17 protein-coding genes and 1 pseudogene are annotated in these 17,141 nt (G+C 72.0%); 6 read left to right on the top strand and 12 right to left on the bottom strand.

Going from position 1 to position 17,141, the window contains the following annotated elements; all coding sequences use genetic code 11:
• Positions 1-32: 32 nt before the first annotated feature.
• The 3 genes and pseudogenes from EDM22_RS09705 to pip all read right to left on the bottom strand — a co-directional run.
• The gene (locus tag EDM22_RS09705) at positions 33-788 is read right to left on the bottom strand and encodes an alpha/beta hydrolase (protein ID WP_122936856.1); all 756 of its coding nucleotides are present in this window, start codon (positions 786-788) and stop codon (positions 33-35) included.
• Positions 788-1,666 carry a KPN_02809 family neutral zinc metallopeptidase gene (ypfJ, locus tag EDM22_RS09700; protein ID WP_122936855.1) on the bottom strand — a complete coding sequence of 293 codons (879 nt, stop codon included), beginning with the start codon at positions 1,664-1,666 and terminating at the stop codon, positions 788-790. Before ypfJ ends, EDM22_RS09705 begins: the two co-directional genes overlap by 1 nt.
• 504 nt (positions 1,667-2,170) lie before the next feature.
• A pseudogene (pip, locus tag EDM22_RS09690) lies at positions 2,171-3,124 on the bottom strand (prolyl aminopeptidase); the annotation flags it as partial.
• A 98-nt stretch (positions 3,125-3,222) separates the two neighbouring features.
• On the opposite strand from pip, the gene EDM22_RS09685 reads away from it, so the two are divergent.
• From EDM22_RS09685 to EDM22_RS09665, 5 genes are all read left to right on the top strand, one after another.
• Positions 3,223-3,717 carry a DUF427 domain-containing protein gene (locus EDM22_RS09685; RefSeq protein WP_122936854.1) on the top strand — a complete coding sequence of 165 codons (495 nt, stop codon included), beginning with the start codon at positions 3,223-3,225 and terminating at the stop codon, positions 3,715-3,717.
• 52 nt (positions 3,718-3,769) lie between these two features.
• Entirely contained in the window at positions 3,770-4,786 is a 1,017-nt protein-coding gene (locus EDM22_RS09680; protein WP_122936853.1) for a malate dehydrogenase, read from the top strand.
• Between the two features lie 46 nt (positions 4,787-4,832).
• Positions 4,833-5,228, top strand: coding sequence for a thioredoxin family protein (locus EDM22_RS09675; protein ID WP_122936852.1), 396 nt, complete (start codon positions 4,833-4,835; stop codon positions 5,226-5,228).
• A complete protein-coding gene (locus EDM22_RS09670; protein WP_122936851.1) occupies positions 5,225-5,488 on the top strand; it encodes a YgaP-like transmembrane domain in 264 nt (87 codons plus the stop codon). Before EDM22_RS09675 ends, EDM22_RS09670 begins: the two co-directional genes overlap by 4 nt.
• A gap of 68 nt (positions 5,489-5,556) precedes the next feature.
• Positions 5,557-5,733, top strand: coding sequence for an HPP family protein (locus EDM22_RS09665; RefSeq protein ID WP_122936850.1), 177 nt, complete (start codon positions 5,557-5,559; stop codon positions 5,731-5,733).
• A 176-nt stretch (positions 5,734-5,909) separates the two neighbouring features.
• Here EDM22_RS09665 and EDM22_RS09660 read toward each other — a convergent pair whose 3' ends face one another.
• The 6 genes from EDM22_RS09660 to recQ all read right to left on the bottom strand — a co-directional run bounded on the left by EDM22_RS09660 (position 5,910) and on the right by recQ (position 13,937).
• The gene (locus EDM22_RS09660; protein WP_122936849.1) at positions 5,910-8,024 is read right to left on the bottom strand and encodes an acyl-CoA dehydrogenase family protein; all 2,115 of its coding nucleotides are present in this window, start codon (positions 8,022-8,024) and stop codon (positions 5,910-5,912) included.
• Between the two features lie 218 nt (positions 8,025-8,242).
• Positions 8,243-8,647, bottom strand: coding sequence for a DUF7144 family membrane protein (locus tag EDM22_RS09655; protein WP_122936848.1), 405 nt, complete (start codon positions 8,645-8,647; stop codon positions 8,243-8,245).
• A gap of 80 nt (positions 8,648-8,727) precedes the next feature.
• On the bottom strand, positions 8,728-9,081 hold the full coding sequence (locus tag EDM22_RS09650) for a hypothetical protein (protein WP_138708061.1): 354 nt from the start codon (positions 9,079-9,081) through the stop codon (positions 8,728-8,730).
• A 153-nt stretch (positions 9,082-9,234) separates the two neighbouring features.
• Entirely contained in the window at positions 9,235-11,064 is a 1,830-nt protein-coding gene (locus EDM22_RS09645) for a glycoside hydrolase family 3 protein (RefSeq protein ID WP_122936846.1), read from the bottom strand.
• Between the two features lie 209 nt (positions 11,065-11,273).
• Positions 11,274-11,702, bottom strand: coding sequence for a DUF7144 family membrane protein (locus tag EDM22_RS09640; RefSeq protein WP_122936845.1), 429 nt, complete (start codon positions 11,700-11,702; stop codon positions 11,274-11,276).
• 189 nt (positions 11,703-11,891) lie between these two features.
• Positions 11,892-13,937, bottom strand: a complete 2,046-nt coding sequence (gene recQ / locus EDM22_RS09635; RefSeq protein ID WP_122936844.1) for a DNA helicase RecQ — start codon at positions 13,935-13,937, stop codon at positions 11,892-11,894.
• A gap of 114 nt (positions 13,938-14,051) precedes the next feature.
• Here recQ and EDM22_RS09630 point away from each other — a divergent pair, with 114 nt between their 5' ends.
• A complete protein-coding gene (locus EDM22_RS09630; RefSeq protein WP_122936843.1) occupies positions 14,052-14,759 on the top strand; it encodes an SDR family NAD(P)-dependent oxidoreductase in 708 nt (235 codons plus the stop codon).
• A gap of 109 nt (positions 14,760-14,868) precedes the next feature.
• On the opposite strand, the gene EDM22_RS19845 is transcribed toward EDM22_RS09630, so the two are convergent.
• The 3 genes from EDM22_RS19845 to EDM22_RS09615 all read right to left on the bottom strand — a co-directional run bounded on the left by EDM22_RS19845 (position 14,869) and on the right by EDM22_RS09615 (position 17,114).
• On the bottom strand, positions 14,869-15,579 hold the full coding sequence (locus tag EDM22_RS19845) for a copper resistance CopC family protein (protein ID WP_212591929.1): 711 nt from the start codon (positions 15,577-15,579) through the stop codon (positions 14,869-14,871).
• Position 15,580: 1 nt separating this feature from the next.
• Positions 15,581-16,369, bottom strand: a complete 789-nt coding sequence (locus tag EDM22_RS09620) for a YcnI family copper-binding membrane protein (protein WP_122936842.1) — start codon at positions 16,367-16,369, stop codon at positions 15,581-15,583.
• 121 nt (positions 16,370-16,490) lie between these two features.
• Positions 16,491-17,114, bottom strand: coding sequence for a hypothetical protein (locus EDM22_RS09615; RefSeq protein ID WP_122936841.1), 624 nt, complete (start codon positions 17,112-17,114; stop codon positions 16,491-16,493).
• Positions 17,115-17,141: the final 27 nt, after the last annotated feature.

Raw genomic sequence — 17,141 nt, 5'->3', positions numbered from 1 at the left:
GGCGGTCACCGCGCAGGGCGACTGCGCGGCGATCAGGGCTCGCGATCGGCGAGGAATCCGGCCGTCGCCGACGCGATGAGTTCGCGCACCTCGGCGCTGTCGATCGTGGCGACGCCATCGCCCGGCTGCGGGCCGTAGTCGCCGAACGACGCATGGTTGGCGCCCTCGAGCAGCACCGTCTCGGCGTCGGCGGGAAGCAGGTGCGCCGCCTCGTCGACCTTGTCGGGCGTGCTGAGCCCGTCGTCGCTGCCCACGAACGAGAGCACCGCGAGGTCGGCGCCCGACAGGTCGTTCGCGCAGTAGCTGCCGAACAGCATGAGGCCCACGACGTCGGGCCCGGCATCCGAAACACCCTGGTCGGCGAGCTGGCACGCACGCACGCCGCCGAGGGAATGGCCGCCCACGAACCAGCGGTCGACCCCGGGCACATCGTCGGTGAACGTCGACAGCGGGCGCGTGTCGAAGAACGCGAGGTTCAGGGTCGGATGCGTGATGACGACCGTCATCCCCGTCTCCTCGACGATGCCGCTCAGCTTGTACAGGTAGGCCGACGGATGCACCCGGGCGCCCGGGATGAACACGAGACCCACGTCGGTGGCGCCGCTCGTCGGGGCGATCACGAACGAGCCGTCGTCGGTGGTCGAGATCTCCACCGCGTCCGATCGCCACGCCTCGAGCGACGGGCCGCGTTCGCCCTGGAACACGATGTTCGCCCACACGAGGAACGCCACCACCGACAGTGCGTGCACCCCCACGACGGCGACGACGATCGCGAGGACGCGACGCATCAGAGGCTGCCGCCGTCGACGCCGAACGTGTCGCAGGCTCCTGCGCCCTGCTCGTAGCCGGTCTGGAACCAGCGCACGCGCTGCTCGCTCGTGCCGTGCGTGAACGAGTGCGGCGTCACCTGGCCCTGCGTGGCCTCCTGGATGCGGTCGTCCCCGACTGCTGCGGCGGCGCCGATCGCGTCGGAGTACTGCTGCTGGGTGATCGGCTGCAGGAACGGCACGCCGTTCTGGTCGGGCGTCTGCGATGCCGCACCCGCCCATGCACCGGCGAAGCAGTCGGCCTGCAACTCGGCACGCACGCTGTTGGAGGTGGGGCCGGTCTGGCCGTCCTGCGTCTGCGCGAGGATCCCGGCCAGGTTCTGCACGTGGTGACCCCACTCATGTGCGACGACGTACATCTCGGCGAGCGGGCTGTCGTTCGCGCCGAACTGCTGCTCGAGCTGGTCGAAGAAGCTCGTGTCGACGTACAGCGTCTGGTCGGGCGGGCAGTAGAACGGCCCGGTGGCCGACGAGGCCTGGCCGCATCCGGTGGACACCGCCTGGCTGAACAGCACGAAGTCCTGCGGGCTCACGTAGTCGACCCCGATGGCCGGGGCTTCCTGCTGCCAGTAGGCCTCGAGGGATGCCGCGGCGCCCTTCATGCGGCAGTCGACGCGCTCGTTCGCGTCCTGGCCCGTCTGGCACTCCTCGAGCGCCGAGTCGCTCGCCGCGGGTTCGCCGCCTCCGCCGCCGGCCAGCCCGGTCAGGTCCACGCCGAGGAACTGCGAGAGGAGGAAGAGCGCCAGTACCCCGAGGCCGCCGCCGACCGCGATCCCGGTCGTGCGACCACGTCGAGAGGTCTTGCCGCCCCCGATGTCGGAATTCGGGTTGAACGTCATGCCACGACGCTACTCCGCGGAACGCGACGGGGCATCCGCCGGACGATCGCTTCCCGCCTCGGGCCGTTCGGCGGTAGGCTCCTCTGCTTCGTCGACGCGGTCCGCGCCATCCTCGTCCTCGTCCAGGGCCTCCGAGTCGTGCTCATCGTCGGAATCGTCGAGGTCGTGATCGTCGTCGTCCTCCGACTCGTCATCGTCGTCGTCGTCGTCATCGTCATCGTCGTCGTCGTCATCGTCATCGTCATCGTCATCCGACTCGTCGTCGTCGTCATCATCCGACTCGTCGTCGTCATCGTCGTCGTCGTCCGACTCATCGTCATCATCGTCGTCGTCCGACTCGTCGTGATCATCGTCGTCGTCCGGCTCGTCGCCGTCGTCGTCGGACTCGTCGTCGTCCGACTCCGCCTCGGCACCCCCGTCGGACTCGTCCTCCCCGACCATGCCGACGCCCGCCGGCATGCCCTCCGCCGCATCCTCGTCGCCCGCGGCATCCGTCGTCGACAGCTCTGCGAACCGGTCGGTGGCCTCGATGAGCGCGTCGAGGATGCCCGGCTCGTCGAACGCGTGGCCCGCGTCGTCGATGATGCGCAGGTCGGCTTCCGGCCAGGCCCGATGCAGGTCCCACGCGGTCATGACCGGGGTGCAGATGTCGTAGCGGCCCTGCACGATCACCGCGGGGATGTGGCGGAGCCGCGAGGCATCCCGGATCAGCTGTCCGTCCTCCCACCACCCGCCGTGCCGGAAGTAGTGGTTCTCGATGCGGGCGAACGCGGTCGCGTACTCGGGCGCGGTGAAACGCGCGATCGTCTCGGCCTGGGGCAGCAACGTGATCGTCGCCGACTCCCAGCGCGACCACGCGATCGCCGCCGCCTGGTGCACCTCGGGATCGGGGTCGGCCAGCAGCCGCCCGTACGCCTCGATGAGGTGGGTGCGTTCGAGGATCGGGATCGGGGCGATGAACTCCTCCCACAGGTCGGGGAAGATCGCCGACGCGCCGCCCTCGTAGAACCAGTCGAGCTCCTGCCGCCGCAGCGTGAAGACGCCCCGCAGCACCATCTCGGTCACCCGCTCGGGGTGGGTCTCGGCGTAGGCGAGGGCGAGCGAGCTCCCCCAGGACCCGCCGAACACCTGCCACCGCTCGATGCCCAGGTGGCCGCGCAGCCGCTCCATGTCGGCGACGAGGTGCCACGTCGTGTTCGCCGAGAGGTCCGCGGCGGGTTCGGAGGCGTGCGGGATCGAGAACCCGCAGCCGCGCTGGTCGAAGAGCACGATGCGGTACCGCGCAGGGTCGAAGAGGCGCCGGTGCGCGGGCGTCGTGGCACCGCCGGGTCCGCCGTGCAGGAAGACGACCGGCTTGCCCTCGAGGTTTCCCGACACCTCCCAGTAGATGTGCTGGCCGTCCCCCACGTCGAGCATGCCCGTTTCGAGCGGCTCGATCTCCGGATACATCTCCCTCATGCCTGAACGGTAGCGACGCGCGGATGCCGCGTCCGAACGCCGCGCCGCGACGGCACCGGTCGCGGAGGGCTCTCAGGCTCGCGCCGTAGCCTCCCGTCATGCGACCGGCACCCCTTCCCGCAGGCCCCGGACAGGAGTCCGTCTGGGACTACCCGCGTCCCCCGCGACTCGAGCACGTCGATGCGCGCGTCACGATCGACCTCGGCGGCGAGCGCATCGTCGACACGACGGATGTCGTGCGCGTGCTCGAGACGAGTCATCCGCCGGTGTACTACCTGCCGATCGCCGCCTTCGCGCCGGGCGCCCTGCGACCGACCCGCGGCTCGTCGTTCTGCGAGTTCAAAGGCGGCGCCCGTTACCTCGCGGTGCGGGGCGGCGACGTCGAGGTCGACCGCGCCGCGTGGAACTATCCCACGCCGTCGCCCGGCTTCGAGGAGCTCGCCGACCGGGTCGCCGTGTACGCCGGCCCGATGGACGCGTGCACCGTCGACGGCGAGGTCGTGGTGCCGCAGGCCGGCGGGTTCTACGGCGGCTGGGTCACCTCCGACGTCGTCGGCCCGTTCAAGGGCGAGCCCGGCACGATGGGCTGGTGACGGCCCCCACCGAGCGGATGCCGCGACCCGGCGGCGGGCGTAGGCTCGCACCATGGCTGCGAAGAAACCGGTCTCGATCACCATCACGGGCGCGGGCGGCCAGATCGGCTACGCGCTCCTGTTCCGCATCGCCTCGGGGGCCATGCTCGGGCCCGACACGCCAGTACGGCTGAACCTCCTCGAGATCCCGCAGGGACTGCGCGCGGCTGAGGGCGCGGCGCTCGAACTGCAGGACTCCGCGTTCCCGCTCCTCTCGCACGTCGAGGTCACCGACGACCCGGCCGTGGCGTTCGGCGGCGCGAACCTCGCCCTCCTCGTCGGCGCGCGCCCGCGCACGGCGGGCATGGAGCGCGCCGACCTGCTCCAGGCGAACGGCGGCATCTTCGGCCCGCAGGGGCGGGCCATCAACGACCACGCCGCCGACGACATCCGCGTGGTCGTCGTCGGCAACCCCGCGAACACAAACGCGCTCATCGCCGCGTCGAACGCGCCCGACGTGCCGCGCGACCGGTTCACCGCGCTCACGCGCCTCGACCACAACCGGGCGCTGGGCCAGCTCTCGGTCGCGGTCGACTCGCCGGTCGGCGACCTGCGCGGCGTCACGATCTGGGGCAACCATTCGGCGACCCAGTTCCCGGATGTCGCGCACGCGACGGCCGGCGGCGACTCGGTGCCCGCCCTGCTCGCCGGCCGTCTCGGCGGACCCGAGGGCGCCCGCTCGTGGCTGGTCGACGAGTTCATCCCGCGCGTCGCGAAACGCGGCGCGGAGATCATCGAGGTCCGCGGATCCTCCTCTGTCGCGTCCGCGGCGAGCGCGGCGATCGACCACGTGCACGACTGGGTGCTCGGCACCGCCGATCGCGGCTGGACGAGCGCCGGGCTGTGGTCGGAGGGCGCCTACGGCGTCCCCGAGGGCGTCATCTGCTCGTTCCCGGCAGTCGCCGAGGGCGGCACGTGGCGGGTCGTCGAGGGCCTGGAGATCGACCTCTTCGCGCGACACCGCATCGACGCCTCGGTCGCGGAGCTCGTCGAGGAGCGCGAGGCCGTGCGGTCGCTCGGGCTCATCTGAGTCGGCTCTCAGGAATGCAAAACACCCCGGGGGGTATACTCGAGCCATGACTTCGCGTGCCATCACCCTCGACACCATCAATTCCACGGTGACCGACAACGACATCGTGCTGCTCGACTTCTGGGCCGAGTGGTGCGGACCGTGCCGTCAGTTCGGCCCCGTGTTCGAGCGCGCCTCCGAGGCGAACCCCGACATCGTGTTCGGCAAGATCGACACCGAGGCCGAGCGCCAGCTCGCCGCCGGCTTCGGCATCACCTCGATCCCCACCCTCGTCGCCTTCCGCGAGGGCATGATCGTCTATGCGCAGCCCGGCGCGCTCGGCTCCGCCCAGCTCGACCAGCTCATCAGCGGCGTTCGCGGCCTCGACATGGAGGACATCCGCCGACGCATGGCCGAGCAGGAGGAGTCCGGGGCCGTCGAGAGCGAGTCCGCCGCGCGATGACGCGAGCCGCGAGCTGCGCCGCCACCCGCGGCGAGCGGATCGTGCGCGGCATCGCTGCGCTCTTCGTCGCGGCCGTCGCGGTGTCGATGCTCGACACTCCCCTCGTCGCGATCCCCGCGGGGATCTGCGCGGCACTGCTCGCCGTCGCGGCAGTGACCGGCTGGTGCCCCGGCGGGCCCCTCGCTCCCCGGGGCCCGTCCGAGCCCGCCGAGAACACCCTCGGCTTCGCCGACGCGCGGCGGGCGGCGCAGGCCGACTGAACCGACGCCACGGGCTTCACGACGAGCGAGCGGATGCCGCGGCATCCGCTCGCTCGTAGGCTGGTGGCATGGCCTCCCAACCGTTCTCGCCCGCCCGACGCCGCCAGCTCATCGTCGGCCTGGTCGTCGGACTCCTCGTCGGCGTGGGCATCAGCCTCTGGACGGGGTTCTGGCTCTGGGTCGTGACGGGCGCCATCGTCGGCCTCGCCGCCGGCGCGATCATGCGGCCGCCGGGCGAGGACTGACCGTCGGCGCGACGACGGCGATCGAGTAGCGACGCGCGAAGCACGACGCGTCTCCCGCCGATCGAGTAGCGACGCGCGAAGCACGACGCGTATCGAGATCACGGTGAGCGGGTCTCGATACGCGGCCGCCTCCGGCGGGCGCTACTCGACCGGCGGAACTGCGCCACCGGCGCCGACTACCGCTTGTGCTTCTCCGGAGCCGGGAGCGTGCCGGCCTCGCGCTGCGCGGCGTAGTAGGCGCGGGCCTCGTCCTGGCGCTCCTGCTCGGCGCCCGACGCGATCTTCGCGCGCAGGTGCTCGGGCGAGTAGCCGAACGCGTCGACGAGGTCGAGCGCGTAGGGCCGCAGGCGCTCGATGAGCCGGTCGATGTACGCCGAGACCGCCTGGGCGCGCTGCGGCGAGAGCCGCCCGTGGATGAGGTACCACGCGAGGTGCTTCTCGAGGAGGCCGAGCCCGAAGAGGTCGCGCACCCAGGTGAGCACCTGCTTGGTGCCCGGGTCCTCGGTGCGCGCGAGCGCGCGGGTGAACGCCTCCCACTGCAGCAGCTCGGCGTGCGCCCTGGCGGCCTCGATGAGCTCGTTCTGGTTGCGGTTGAACGCGGCCGCGGCATCCGCCTTCGACAGCTTGCGCGCGTCGCGCAGCCGGCCGGCGATCTCGGCGATCATCGCCTCGACGCGATCGGTGAGCAGCTCGCGCTGCGTGCGCTCGTCGCGGAGCTCGGTGACCGAGCGGGCGGTCGAGCCGAAGTCGGCCACGGTCTGCGCGAGGCTCCGCAGGCCCGTGCCGTGCACGGCGCGGTCGGCCGCGTGGCCGACGACGTAGCGCGCCATGACGCCGACGCCCGACTTCGCGAACTGCTTCGAGTAGTCGGTGAGCAGGCGCTTGGCCACGAGCTGGAGCAGCACGTTGTTGTCGCCCTCGAAGGTGACGTAGACGTCGAGGTCCTGCCGCAGGCCCACGAGGCGGTTCTCGGCGAGGAAGCCGGCGCCGCCGCACGCCTCGCGCGCCTCCTGCAGCGTCTCGAGTGCGTGCCACGTCGACAGCGGCTTGAGCGCAGCGGCGATCGTCTCGAGGTCCTGGCGGTCGTCGTCGGTGTCGGCCTTGCCCGAGAACACGGCGTCGAACTTCTGCAGGAACTCGTCGTGCGCGAAGATCTGCGCGTACGTGGTGGCGAGCTTCGGCAGCAGGCGGCGCTGGTGGCGCTGGTAGTCGAGCAGCACCTCCTCGTCGGTCTCGCTCGTCGCGTTGAACTGGCGGCGCTGCGTTCCGTAGGTGATCGCGATCGCGAGCGCCATGGCCGACGCGGAGGTGGCGGCGCCGTCGAGCGAGACGCGGCCCTGCACGAGGGTGCCGAGCATCGTGAAGAACCGGCGGCCGGAGCTCGCGATGGGGCTCGAGTACGTGCCGTCGGCCGCGACGTCGCCGTAGCGGTTGAGCAGGTTCTCACGCGGGACGCGCACGTTCGTGAAGTGCAGGCGGCCGTTGTCGATGCCGTTCAGGCCGCCCTTGAGGCCGTCGTCCTCACCGCCGATGCCGGGGAGGAAGTCGCCGTGCTCGTCGCGGAGGGGCACGTAGAAGGCGTGGACCCCGTGGTTCACGCCCTTCGTGACGAGCTGGGCGAACACGACGGCGGCGATCCCGTGGAGCGCCGCGTTGCCGAGGTAGTCCTTCCAGGCGCCGCGGAACGGCGTGTGCAGCACGAATTCCTCGGTCGACTCGTCGTAGGTCGCCGTCGTGCCGATCGATGCGACATCCGACCCGTGGCCGGTCTCGGTCATCGCGAAGGCGCCGGGGACCTCGAGCGACATGATGCCCGGCAGGTACTTCTCGTGGTGGCGCTCGGTGCCGAGGTGCAGCACCGCGGCGCCGAAGAGGCCCCACTGCACGCCCGACTTGATCTGCAGGCTCGGGTCGGCGATGACGAGCTCCTCGAACGCGGCGATGTTGCCGCCGTGGTCGTCCTCGCCGCCGACCGACTTCGGGAAGGCGCGGTGCACGGCACCGTCCTCCACGAGGAGCTTCAGCTGCGCGAGCACGCGCTCGCGGTGCTCGGCCATCGTCTGGCCCTCGATGCGCTGCAGGTCGGGGCGGGCGGAGCGCTCGCGCGCGGCGATGCGGATGTCGGGCCAGGTGCCGAGCAGCTGGCGGCCGAGGGCCGCCACGTCGACGACGGGCGCATCGCTCGGCTCGATCGCGGTCGGCGTGACGGTGTCGACCGTCGAGGGCCGGGGCGGTTCGGGAGTGGCGTGCGCGGAAGCGGTAGGTGCAGTGCGGGATGCCGTGTCGACCATCGTCGGTTCTCGTCCTTCATACGCGGATCATGGGCCGCTTTCCACGGTAGGACGGACCTCGGCGGGCCGGAAACGGTGCGTTCCCGGCCTACAAAGCGGCGCGCCGCGGCTCGCATGGCGTGTGTATCGAACCTACAAACGGCGCGCACACAGCCATTGGGGTATCGACAAGCGGATGCCGCGACGGACGGCCGCGCGCCGCGGCATCCGACCTCGGTTCAGGCGTTGAAGAATTCGCTCGCCTTGCGCGACCAGAGCAGGATCACGGCGACGAGGGACACCACGATGCCGATCCACTCGCCGATGGGCTCGCCGATGTAGGCGATCGCGAGGAACAGCGACCCGATGATCGACAGCACCTCGATGACGGTGATGATCATGCGCGCCGCGGTGTTGCCACGCCAGAGGCCGATCGCGACGATGATGGCGATCGCGCCGAGCACGATCGAGGTGACGCCCACGCTGAAGAAGCCGGTCTGACCCGCGAACCGCACGTTCATCTCGGGATCGCCCGACTGCGTCAAGAGGATGATGCCCGAGATGATGTCGAGCGCCCCCGAGATCCAGATGAGCACCGCGACGAGGGTGACCCCCGCCGGCCGACGAACCGCTGACTCCGCCATGATTTCCCCCCACGGCTCCGGCGCCACGTCGTCGCGGCGACCCTGGGGCGATGCTATCGCCCCAGGGTCCCGCATGGACGTCAGCCCTGGAAGAACTCGTTCGCGCGTCGCGACCAGAGGATCACGAGCACGATGATCGCGATGAGCACCGTGCCGAGCCCCGACCACAGCGGGCCGTTGACGATCGCGAACACCCCGCTGATCAGCGAGATGACCTGCACGATCGTGACGAGCGTGCGCGAGAGCCTGCTGCCGCGCAGGAGTCCGCTCGCGACCGCCGCGATGACGAGGCCGAGGATGATCAGCCCCACCGCGTACCAGAAGTCGGTGCCGCCCGGGAACAGCCCGAACACGCCGGCGATGATGTTGATCGCTCCCGAGATCCACGTGAGCACCGCGACGAGCGTCACGCCGCCGGGCCGGGTTCCAGCCATGGGTTCCTCCTCCTCCGCCGCGTCCGCGCGGTCGGTTCGCCCGAGCGTATCGGCAGCGACGATGCCCACGACAGGGCCGAACGGCACTGGCGGATGCCGCGACGATGCGTCGCGGCATCCGCCCATCGGTCCCGCGCCCGAGCGGCCCGGGATTCACTCGCCGTAGGCGAGCCCGTGGCCGAAGCGGAAGAGCGGACCTGCCGTGTCGAACGGCACGTCGGGGCGGCTCGCCTCGACCGCCGCCATGCTGCTCGGCAGGTCGAACGGAAGGCGCCCTTCTGGACGCGCCGCGCCCGACAGCACGTCGAGCAGCGCGCGGGGGTTCGCGCCGAAGTCACCCACGAGGGCCGCCGCCTCGCCCGCGAACGGGGTGAGGATCGCCGGTCGGTCGAGGAACACGTCGACGACGGTGGGCACGGATGCCGCGACCTCGCGCACGTGCGCGACCGTCTCGTCGGGGAAGTCGAGCGAGCCCGCGTGGAAGAAGTTCTCGAACACGGTGGTGCGCTGCTCGTACGGCGCCTGCAGGCGCAGGATCGCGAGGTCGGCTTCCTCCGGGGTCGCCACGACCTCGCCGTACTCGGCGGCGAGCTCGGGCGCGACGCTCTCGACGTACAGGCGGATGCCGCGCGTGAACGGGAGCGTCGGCCGGCGCTCGCCGGAGGCATCCGCTCGCTCGACGTTCGTGAGCAGCGTGATCGACGCGCGCTGCGCCGCCTCGCCCGCCGCGCGGAACTCGGGCGCGCCGACGATGCGCTCGGCGGCGTCGACGTCGACGAGGCGGCGGTCGAACAGGCCGAGCACGAACTTCTCGCGCAGCAGGCGCCGGGCGGAGACGTCGAGGCGGGCCTCGCTCACCTCGCCCGACCGCACGAGCTCGACGAGGAGTTCGGGGATCGCCTCGCCGCCGAACTGGTCGACGCCCGCCTCGAGCACCTTCAGCATGCGCTCGCGGGTGGAGAGGTGCTCGACGCCCCAAGCACGGGCCGGGAACGGCTGCCCCATGATCTCGGCGTCGGAGAGCAGGCCCCAGTCGGTGCACACGATGCCGTCGAAGCCGTAGTGCTCGCGCAGCAGGCCCGTGATGACCGACTTGTTGAAGCCGAAGCCGACCTCCTCGTACTCGGTTCCGACGGGCATGCCGTAGTACGGCATGATCTGGCTCGTGCCGGCCTCGAACGCCGCCTCGAAGGGCGTGAGGTGCAGCTCGAACTGCCCGCCCGGGTAGACCTGCTCGCGCCCGTACGGGAAGTGCGGGTCCTCGCCGTCCTGCTGCGGGCCGCCGCCCGGGAAGTGCTTCGTCATGGTGGCGACCGAGTCGGGGCCGAGCTCGGGGCCCTGGAATCCGCGGATGTAGGCGGCTCCGAGCCTCGACGTGAGCTCGGCGTCCTCTCCGAACGTCGCGACCTGGCGCGCCCAGCGCGGCTCGGTGGCGAGGTCGACCTGCGGATGCAGGGCCACGCGGATGCCGACGGCCGTGTACTCCTGACGTGCGATGTCGCCGAAGCGCTCGACGAGCGCCTCGTCGCCGATCGCGGCGAGGCCGACCGACTCGGGCCACTGGGAGAACGGGCCGGCCATGATCGCGGCACCGGGGTTGTCGCTGAACGAGTGGCGGGGATCCGTCGAGATCGTGACGGGGATGCCGAGACGGGTGGATGCCGCCAACTCCTGCAGGCGGTTGTGCCACTCCGCCATCTGGCGCGCGGTCGGGGCGGCGCCGAGCACGTTGAAGTGCGTCAGTCCGCGGCCGAGCACGTACTCGTCGGTCGACGGCGTGCCGAACATCGGGTTCGTCCCCGCGAGCTCGCCGCCCTCGCCGATCGTGATCATCGTCTGGAAGAAGAGGCCGGCCTTCTCCTCGAGCGTCATCTGGCCGAGGAGGATCTCGACGCGCTCGGCGACGGGGAGGCTCGGGTCGAGGTAGCGGGAATCGACCTGCGCGCCGTTCGTCGAGTGGGTCGTGGTGGTCGTGTCGGTCATCCGCAGCACTCCTTCATGCTCGTGCCGGCGGGGTGGCACCGGCATCGCGGTCCATCATAAACCGAATATCGCTAGGTTTTTGACTGCGATGTGGACGAACGCCGCTGCGCCGCGTGGTGCGCGCGGCCGCCGCATCCGGCTGCGGGCGCAGACGACGAGAGCGCCGACCCCGCGTCATCGTGCGGGTCGGCGCTCGCTGGTCGTGCGACTCAGGCAGTCGGCTGGTCGGGCGCGAGGCCTCGGAAGTAGCGCGACGACTCCCCCGACCACAACAGCAGGAGGATCGCGAGCGCGATGAGCGCACTCACGATCTCGGTCGCGAGCTGCGACGGCTCCGCGATGCCGATCCAGATCGAGGAGGCGAGCGAGAAGGCCTGCACGATCGTCGCGGCGACACGCGCCACGGCGTTGCCGCGCAGGAGGCCGACGGCGATGACGAGCATCAGGACGCCGGTGGCGATCGAGACGATCGCGACCGTGGTGAGCACGCCCGCCCCGCCGAATCGATCGGCGGCCTCGGCATCGCCGGCCACCAGCAGCGAGACGCCGCCGATCACGTCGAACACTCCCGACACGATCGCGAGCGCCGCCACGATCGTGACGCCGAGGGGACGCTTCGGTCCGAACTGATCTGCCATGGTGCTCCCTCGGGATCGTGCGGAGACGGTGCCGCCCGGATGCCGCGGGCCCGGCCTGCATGCGGCGATCCTAGCGGGCGGGTGCGCTCGCCCGGGAGGGCGCTCCCGAGGTGTCGTCGATCGCAACCGGCAGCCGGGCACGGCGACGGGCTCCGGCCTGGCTGCTCCGGCGGCGGCGCTCTCCCTCGCTCAGCCGTGCTCGGCGACCACCGCGAGCAGCTTCTCGCCGTAGGACGCGAGCTTCTTCGCGCCGATGCCGGTGATGCCGTCGAGCTCGCGCGCCGTCGCCGGGCGGGCCTCCGCGACGGCGCGCAACGTCGCGTCGCCGAAGACGATGTACGCGGGGACGCCCTGCTCGCGCGCCTCCCCCGCCCGCCAGCTTCGCAGCGCCTCGAAGAGTTCGGCGGCGACCGGATCGAGATCGGCTGCCGCAGGTGCCGCGCGTCGCGTCGAGCGCACCGCGCGCTCGGGCTCGGTGCGGAACGCGACGGTGCGCGACCCCGACAGCACCGCGGCGGACTCGTCGGTGAGCGTCAGCACCCCGTACTCGCCGGTGGCCTGCAGCAGGCCCTGTGCGAGCAGCTGCCGCACGACACCGCGCCACTGCTGTTCGCTCAGATCCTGGCCGATGCCCCACGTGGCGAGCGCATCGTGACCGTACTGGTCGACGCGCGGGGTGCGCTTGCCGCGCACGATGTCGATGAGGTGTCCGGCGCCGAAGCGCTGGTTGCGCTCGCGCTGGAGGCGCACGACCGTGGAGAGGAACTTCTGCGCGGCGACCGTGCCGTCCCACGAAGCCGGCGGCTCGAGGCAGGTGTCGCAGTTGCCGCAGGGCTCGCTCTGCTGGCCGAAGTAGCCGAGCAGGTTCTGGCGGCGGCACGACACCGTCTCGCAGAGCGCGAGCATGGCGTCGAGGTGGCTCGCGAGACGCCGACGATGGGCGAGGTCGCCCGGACTCTCGTCGATCATGCGGCGCTGCTGCACGACGTCGTTGAGCCCGTAGGCGAGCCAGGCGGTGGCGGGAAGGCCGTCGCGGCCGGCACGACCGGTCTCCTGGTAGTAGCCCTCGACCGACTTCGGCAGGTCGATGTGCGCCACGAAGCGCACGTCGGGCTTGTCGATGCCCATTCCGAAGGCGATCGTGGCGACGACCACCACGCCGTCGTCGCGCAGGAAGCGCTCCTGCGTGCGGCGGCGCGTGGCCGCGTCGAGGCCCGCGTGGTACGGCATCGCGTCGATGCCGTTCTGCGCGAGGAACGCCGCGATCTTCTCGGTGCTCGCGCGGGAGAGCGCGTAGACGATGCCCGCGACCGCATTGCCCGCGGCATCCCGGCCCTCGGTGCGGATGAAGTCGAGCAGCTGCTTGCGCACCTCGAGCTTCGGTGCGATGCGGTACTGGATGTTGGGCCGGTCGAAGCTCGAGACGAAGTGCCGTGCGCCCTGCAACGAGAGCCGCTCGGTGATCTCCTGGTGGGTGGCCTCGGTGGCCGTGGCCGTGAGGGCCACGCGCGGCACCCCGGGCCAGCGCTCGGCGAGTTCGGAGAGCGCGAGGTAGTCGGGACGGAAGTCGTGGCCCCACTGCGCCACGCAGTGCGCCTCGTCGATCGCGAAGAGGGCCACGGTGCCGCGCTCGAGGAACCGTTTCGTCGCCTCGGAGCCGAGGCGCTCGGGCGCGACGTAGAGCAGGTCGAGCTCGCCCGCGAGGTAGGCCCGCTCGACCTCGGCACGCTCGAACGCGGTCTGGCTCGAGTTGAGGTAGGCGGCCCGCACGCCGTTGCGGATGAGCGCGTCGACCTGGTCGTGCATGAGCGCGATGAGCGGCGAGACGACGACCCCCGTGCCCTCGCGCAGGAGCGACGGGATCTGGTAGCACAGGCTCTTGCCGCCGCCGGTGGGCATGAGCACGACCGCGTCGCCGCCGCGGGCGAGCTGGTCGATGATCTCGGCCTGCTCGCCGCGGAACGCGTCGTAGCCGTAGACCGTGTGCAGCGCCTCGAGCGCCGAGTCGAACCGCGCAGGCGCGACCGCGATGCGAGCGGATGCCGCGGGCGCGCCGCCGGCGGCCGGGCTTCCCCCGCGCGTGCCCGCGCCCCCGCCGAACACGGGGTCGGCCGGCGGCGGCGGCGCACCCCACTCGTCGTCGGGCGGAACGAGCTCGTCGGGATCCCACGGGGCATCGTCGGCCCACGACGGTGCGCCGGACTCGCGCGCGGCTCCGTTCTCGTTCCAACTCACCCGATGACCATACCCGCAGTCGACGACACCGTCGCCGGTCGATCAGGTGCGATGAGCGTGCGAGCTTGCTGTGAAGCCATGGGGAGGACGGGTGCCCCGACGTAGGCTCGCGCCATGACGGATCTCGATGGCTCGCGCGCCCTCATCGTCGGCGCGACCGGCGTGCTCGGCACGCTCATCGCGCAACGTCTCGGCGACGCCGGCGCCCGCCTCGCGCTGAGCGGACGCGACGAGGCGCGCCTCGCCGAGCGGGCGGGCGGGGGCGACACGCTCGTCATCGCCGTCGACCTCACCGACGAGGATGCGCCGGAGACGATCGTCTCGCGCGCCGTCGACGCGCTCGGCGGGCTCGACGTCATCGTGCTCGCGGCGGGAGTCGTGGGGTTCGACACGGCCGCCGAGACCGCTGCCCAGGACCTCGAGACGTTGTTCACCGTGAACGCGCTCGCACCCATGCGCATCATCTCGGCGGCGATCCCCGCCCTCGCGGAATCGGCGGGCGCGGGCCGCAAGCCCGTGGTCCTGGCGCTCACGGGAATCGTCGCCGAACTGCCCACCGCGGGGCTGGCGAGTTACTCCGCCTCGAAGGCCGCCCTGGCGGCGTACCTGACGGCGGCGGGACGCGAACTGCGGCGCAGCGGCATCCGACTGCTCGACGCCCACCCGGGCCACACCGAGACGGGCCTCGCCGGACGACCGCTCTTCGGAACGGCGCCCGCCTTCCCCGCCGGACACGACCCGGCCGCCGTCGCGGATCGGGTCGTGCGCGCGATCGTCGAGGGCGAGACCTCGCTGCCCGCGAGCGCGTTCACGGACGCCTGACGGCAACGGCCGCCCCGGGGGCCGGTTGCCACGCAGGAGTCGGTTTCCGCGCCGGAGGCCGTTTTCTGCGCCGGAGTGATCGAGCAACGATCACTCCGGCGCGGAAACCTCACTCCAGCGGGCGGTGCGGGTCCGGTTCGTGCGGGTCTGGTACGTGCGGGTCTGGTACGTGCGGGTCCGGTTCGTGCGGGTCTGGTTCGTGCGGGTCCGGTGCGTGCGGCTCGGGTTCGTGCCGACCGGCGCCGCGCGGGCGCACGAGGAGCCAGGTCACGATCCCCGCGACGATGACGACGCCGAACGCGCCGAGCACCCAGAAGAGGTCGCTCGAGGCGACGCCCTCGGAGTCGACCCCGGTGCCGGCATCGTCGGTCGCGGCATCCGTGGGCTCACCCGCCGCGGCCGGGCAGACGGCCGTGGCTGCGCCCTCGGCCAGTTCGACCCCATCGGCGGGCGCCCACGTGAACCCGAACTCGCCCGAGATCGGGTGGCCGTCGGTCGAGACCGCCTGCCATTCGACCGTGTAGTCGCCCGGCGTGCCGAGCGTCGCCGGCACCTCGACGGTGGCGCCGGAGACGGTCGCGCACGCCGTCGCGTAGTGCCGGCCGTCGGGCCCGAGCACGTCCATGACGGCGGTGTCCTCGAAGTCGAGCAGTGCGTCGTTCGTCGTGAGCGACACCACCTCGGGCTGCGTGTCGATCGTCGAGCCCTCGTCGGGCGACTCGGCGACCGGGTAGTTGTGCGCGAAGGCGGGCGCGCTCGGGGCGACGGCGAGCACCGCCGCGCCGAGCACGAGTCCGAGCATCGCGGTCACGCGACGCATGTCAGGCCTTCCCGGAGCGTCGGGCGTTCACGGCGAGTACGATGCCCACGACGCCGACCGTGAGGCCGGCGACGCCCAGCACCCGCGCGAGCACGTCGTCGTCGCTCGTCACGGCGGTCGACTCGGCGTCGGCCATGGTGTCGGATGCCGCGTGGTCGGCCGATCCGGCGGCGTCGTCGTGCCCGTGGCCGTCGCCCTCGGCGGCCGCGTCCGTCACCTCGATCGCCGGCGCCGGGTGCTCGGGCTCGGCGCCGTCTGCGCTGGGCGACTCGTTCCAGGCGGTCTCGCCGACCTCGCACTCCTGCAGCACGGGGAACTCGAGCCGCTCGCCCGCGGCGTCCTCGGGGAGCCGCAGCTGGATCTCGAGGGTGTCGCGGAACCCGTCGGGAACCGGCGTGGCCGCCGTGTACACGACCTGGCCGACGCGCTCGGTGATGGTGTTGCCGTGGCCGTCGTCGATGGGTTCGTCGAGGTCGACCATGACCTTCTCGACCGTCCACCCGGACTTCAGGGTCGGTGCGACGGACTCGACGCCCTCGGGGATGTCGACGGTGAAGGCCGTCGTGGGCGAGCCCTCGCAGCCGTGCGCCGACGAGAACGTCAGCACGGTGGAGGCGCCAGCCGCGGTCGAGGTCGGGGCGACGCTGACGTGCGCCTGCGCGGCGAGCGGGGCCGCGAGGGCGAGCAGGGCGCCGCCGCCGAGGGCGGTCGCGGCGGCCAGGGCAGTGCGGGTGGTGCGGGTGGTGCGGGTGGTGCGGGTGGTGCGGGTGGTGCGGGTGGTGGTACGCATTCGGGGAGGGTCTCTCTTCGTCGGGTGCGCGGGCGTGCCGGGCGTGACGTGGCCGGTCGGTCCGAGGGGGTCGGTGCGCCCGCGCGTGCGGATTCTGCGGAGGTGGGTGCGAGTGCGCCGCTCAGGCGGCGAGCGTCGCGACCGGCGGACCGCGGTGCCGCAGTGACGAGAGGAGGAGCGCCTCGCGGTTGGGCGAGACGTCGGGAACGATGGTCGCCGCGAGCGTGCCCGGCCGAGTGGGCACCGGCAAGCCGGCGAGCACGGCGATCAGCAGTCGGATGCCGCGCACGACGGTGCCGAAGGCGACGGCGATCGCGGCGATCGCGCGATCGGCCGCTGCGAGGAACGCCACGGTGAGCGCCGCCGCGACGACGTGGGCGAGCGGCATGATCGCGGCGTGGCCGTGGTCGAGCGCCGGGCCGCCCGCCGAGAGGTGCACAGCGGATGCCGCGTGCGCCGCGTGGCCGGTCATTCCATCGCTCACCGGCACGGCCGTCCAGCTGCCGCCCATGGCGTACAGCAGGTGGAGGGCGGCCTGCGCGAGGAGCGCGGCGACCGAGGTGCGGAGCAGCCGCATCCGTGCGCCCGTGAGGAGCACCGCGAGCGGCGTCGAGAACGCGAGGGCGACGAGCACCGCGACCGGGCCGGGCAGGGCTCCACCGCCGATCGTGTGCGCGAGCGAGGCCACGAAGGTCGCGAAGACGGCGACTGCCGCTCCGCGGGCTGCGCGCGCTCCCCGGGACATCACCCGTCCAGCCTAACCGGCCGGCCT

Origin of the sequence: Agromyces tardus, from assembly GCF_003710805.1 — a bacterium.
Taxonomy (GTDB): Bacteria; Actinomycetota; Actinomycetes; order Actinomycetales; family Microbacteriaceae; genus Agromyces; species Agromyces tardus.
The sequence above is the reverse complement of the archived record's forward strand: the minus strand, read 5'-3'. Positions and strand labels throughout refer to the sequence as shown.

Coding starts and splice junctions, on each gene's coding strand:
- EDM22_RS09705 (WP_122936856.1), bottom strand. CDS start 788: ATGCGTCGCGTCCTCGCGATCGTCGTCGCCGTCGTGGGGGTGCACGCA.
- ypfJ (WP_122936855.1), bottom strand. CDS start 1,666: ATGACGTTCAACCCGAATTCCGACATCGGGGGCGGCAAGACCTCTCGA.
- EDM22_RS09685 (WP_122936854.1), top strand. CDS start 3,223: ATGCGACCGGCACCCCTTCCCGCAGGCCCCGGACAGGAGTCCGTCTGG.
- EDM22_RS09680 (WP_122936853.1), top strand. CDS start 3,770: ATGGCTGCGAAGAAACCGGTCTCGATCACCATCACGGGCGCGGGCGGC.
- EDM22_RS09675 (WP_122936852.1), top strand. CDS start 4,833: ATGACTTCGCGTGCCATCACCCTCGACACCATCAATTCCACGGTGACC.
- EDM22_RS09670 (WP_122936851.1), top strand. CDS start 5,225: ATGACGCGAGCCGCGAGCTGCGCCGCCACCCGCGGCGAGCGGATCGTG.
- EDM22_RS09665 (WP_122936850.1), top strand. CDS start 5,557: ATGGCCTCCCAACCGTTCTCGCCCGCCCGACGCCGCCAGCTCATCGTC.
- EDM22_RS09660 (WP_122936849.1), bottom strand. CDS start 8,024: ATGGTCGACACGGCATCCCGCACTGCACCTACCGCTTCCGCGCACGCC.
- EDM22_RS09655 (WP_122936848.1), bottom strand. CDS start 8,647: ATGGCGGAGTCAGCGGTTCGTCGGCCGGCGGGGGTCACCCTCGTCGCG.
- EDM22_RS09650 (WP_138708061.1), bottom strand. CDS start 9,081: ATGGCTGGAACCCGGCCCGGCGGCGTGACGCTCGTCGCGGTGCTCACG.
- EDM22_RS09645 (WP_122936846.1), bottom strand. CDS start 11,064: ATGACCGACACGACCACCACGACCCACTCGACGAACGGCGCGCAGGTC.
- EDM22_RS09640 (WP_122936845.1), bottom strand. CDS start 11,702: ATGGCAGATCAGTTCGGACCGAAGCGTCCCCTCGGCGTCACGATCGTG.
- EDM22_RS09630 (WP_122936843.1), top strand. CDS start 14,052: ATGACGGATCTCGATGGCTCGCGCGCCCTCATCGTCGGCGCGACCGGC.
- EDM22_RS19845 (WP_212591929.1), bottom strand. CDS start 15,579: ATGCGTCGCGTGACCGCGATGCTCGGACTCGTGCTCGGCGCGGCGGTG.
- EDM22_RS09620 (WP_122936842.1), bottom strand. CDS start 16,369: ATGCGTACCACCACCCGCACCACCCGCACCACCCGCACCACCCGCACC.
- EDM22_RS09615 (WP_122936841.1), bottom strand. CDS start 17,114: ATGTCCCGGGGAGCGCGCGCAGCCCGCGGAGCGGCAGTCGCCGTCTTC.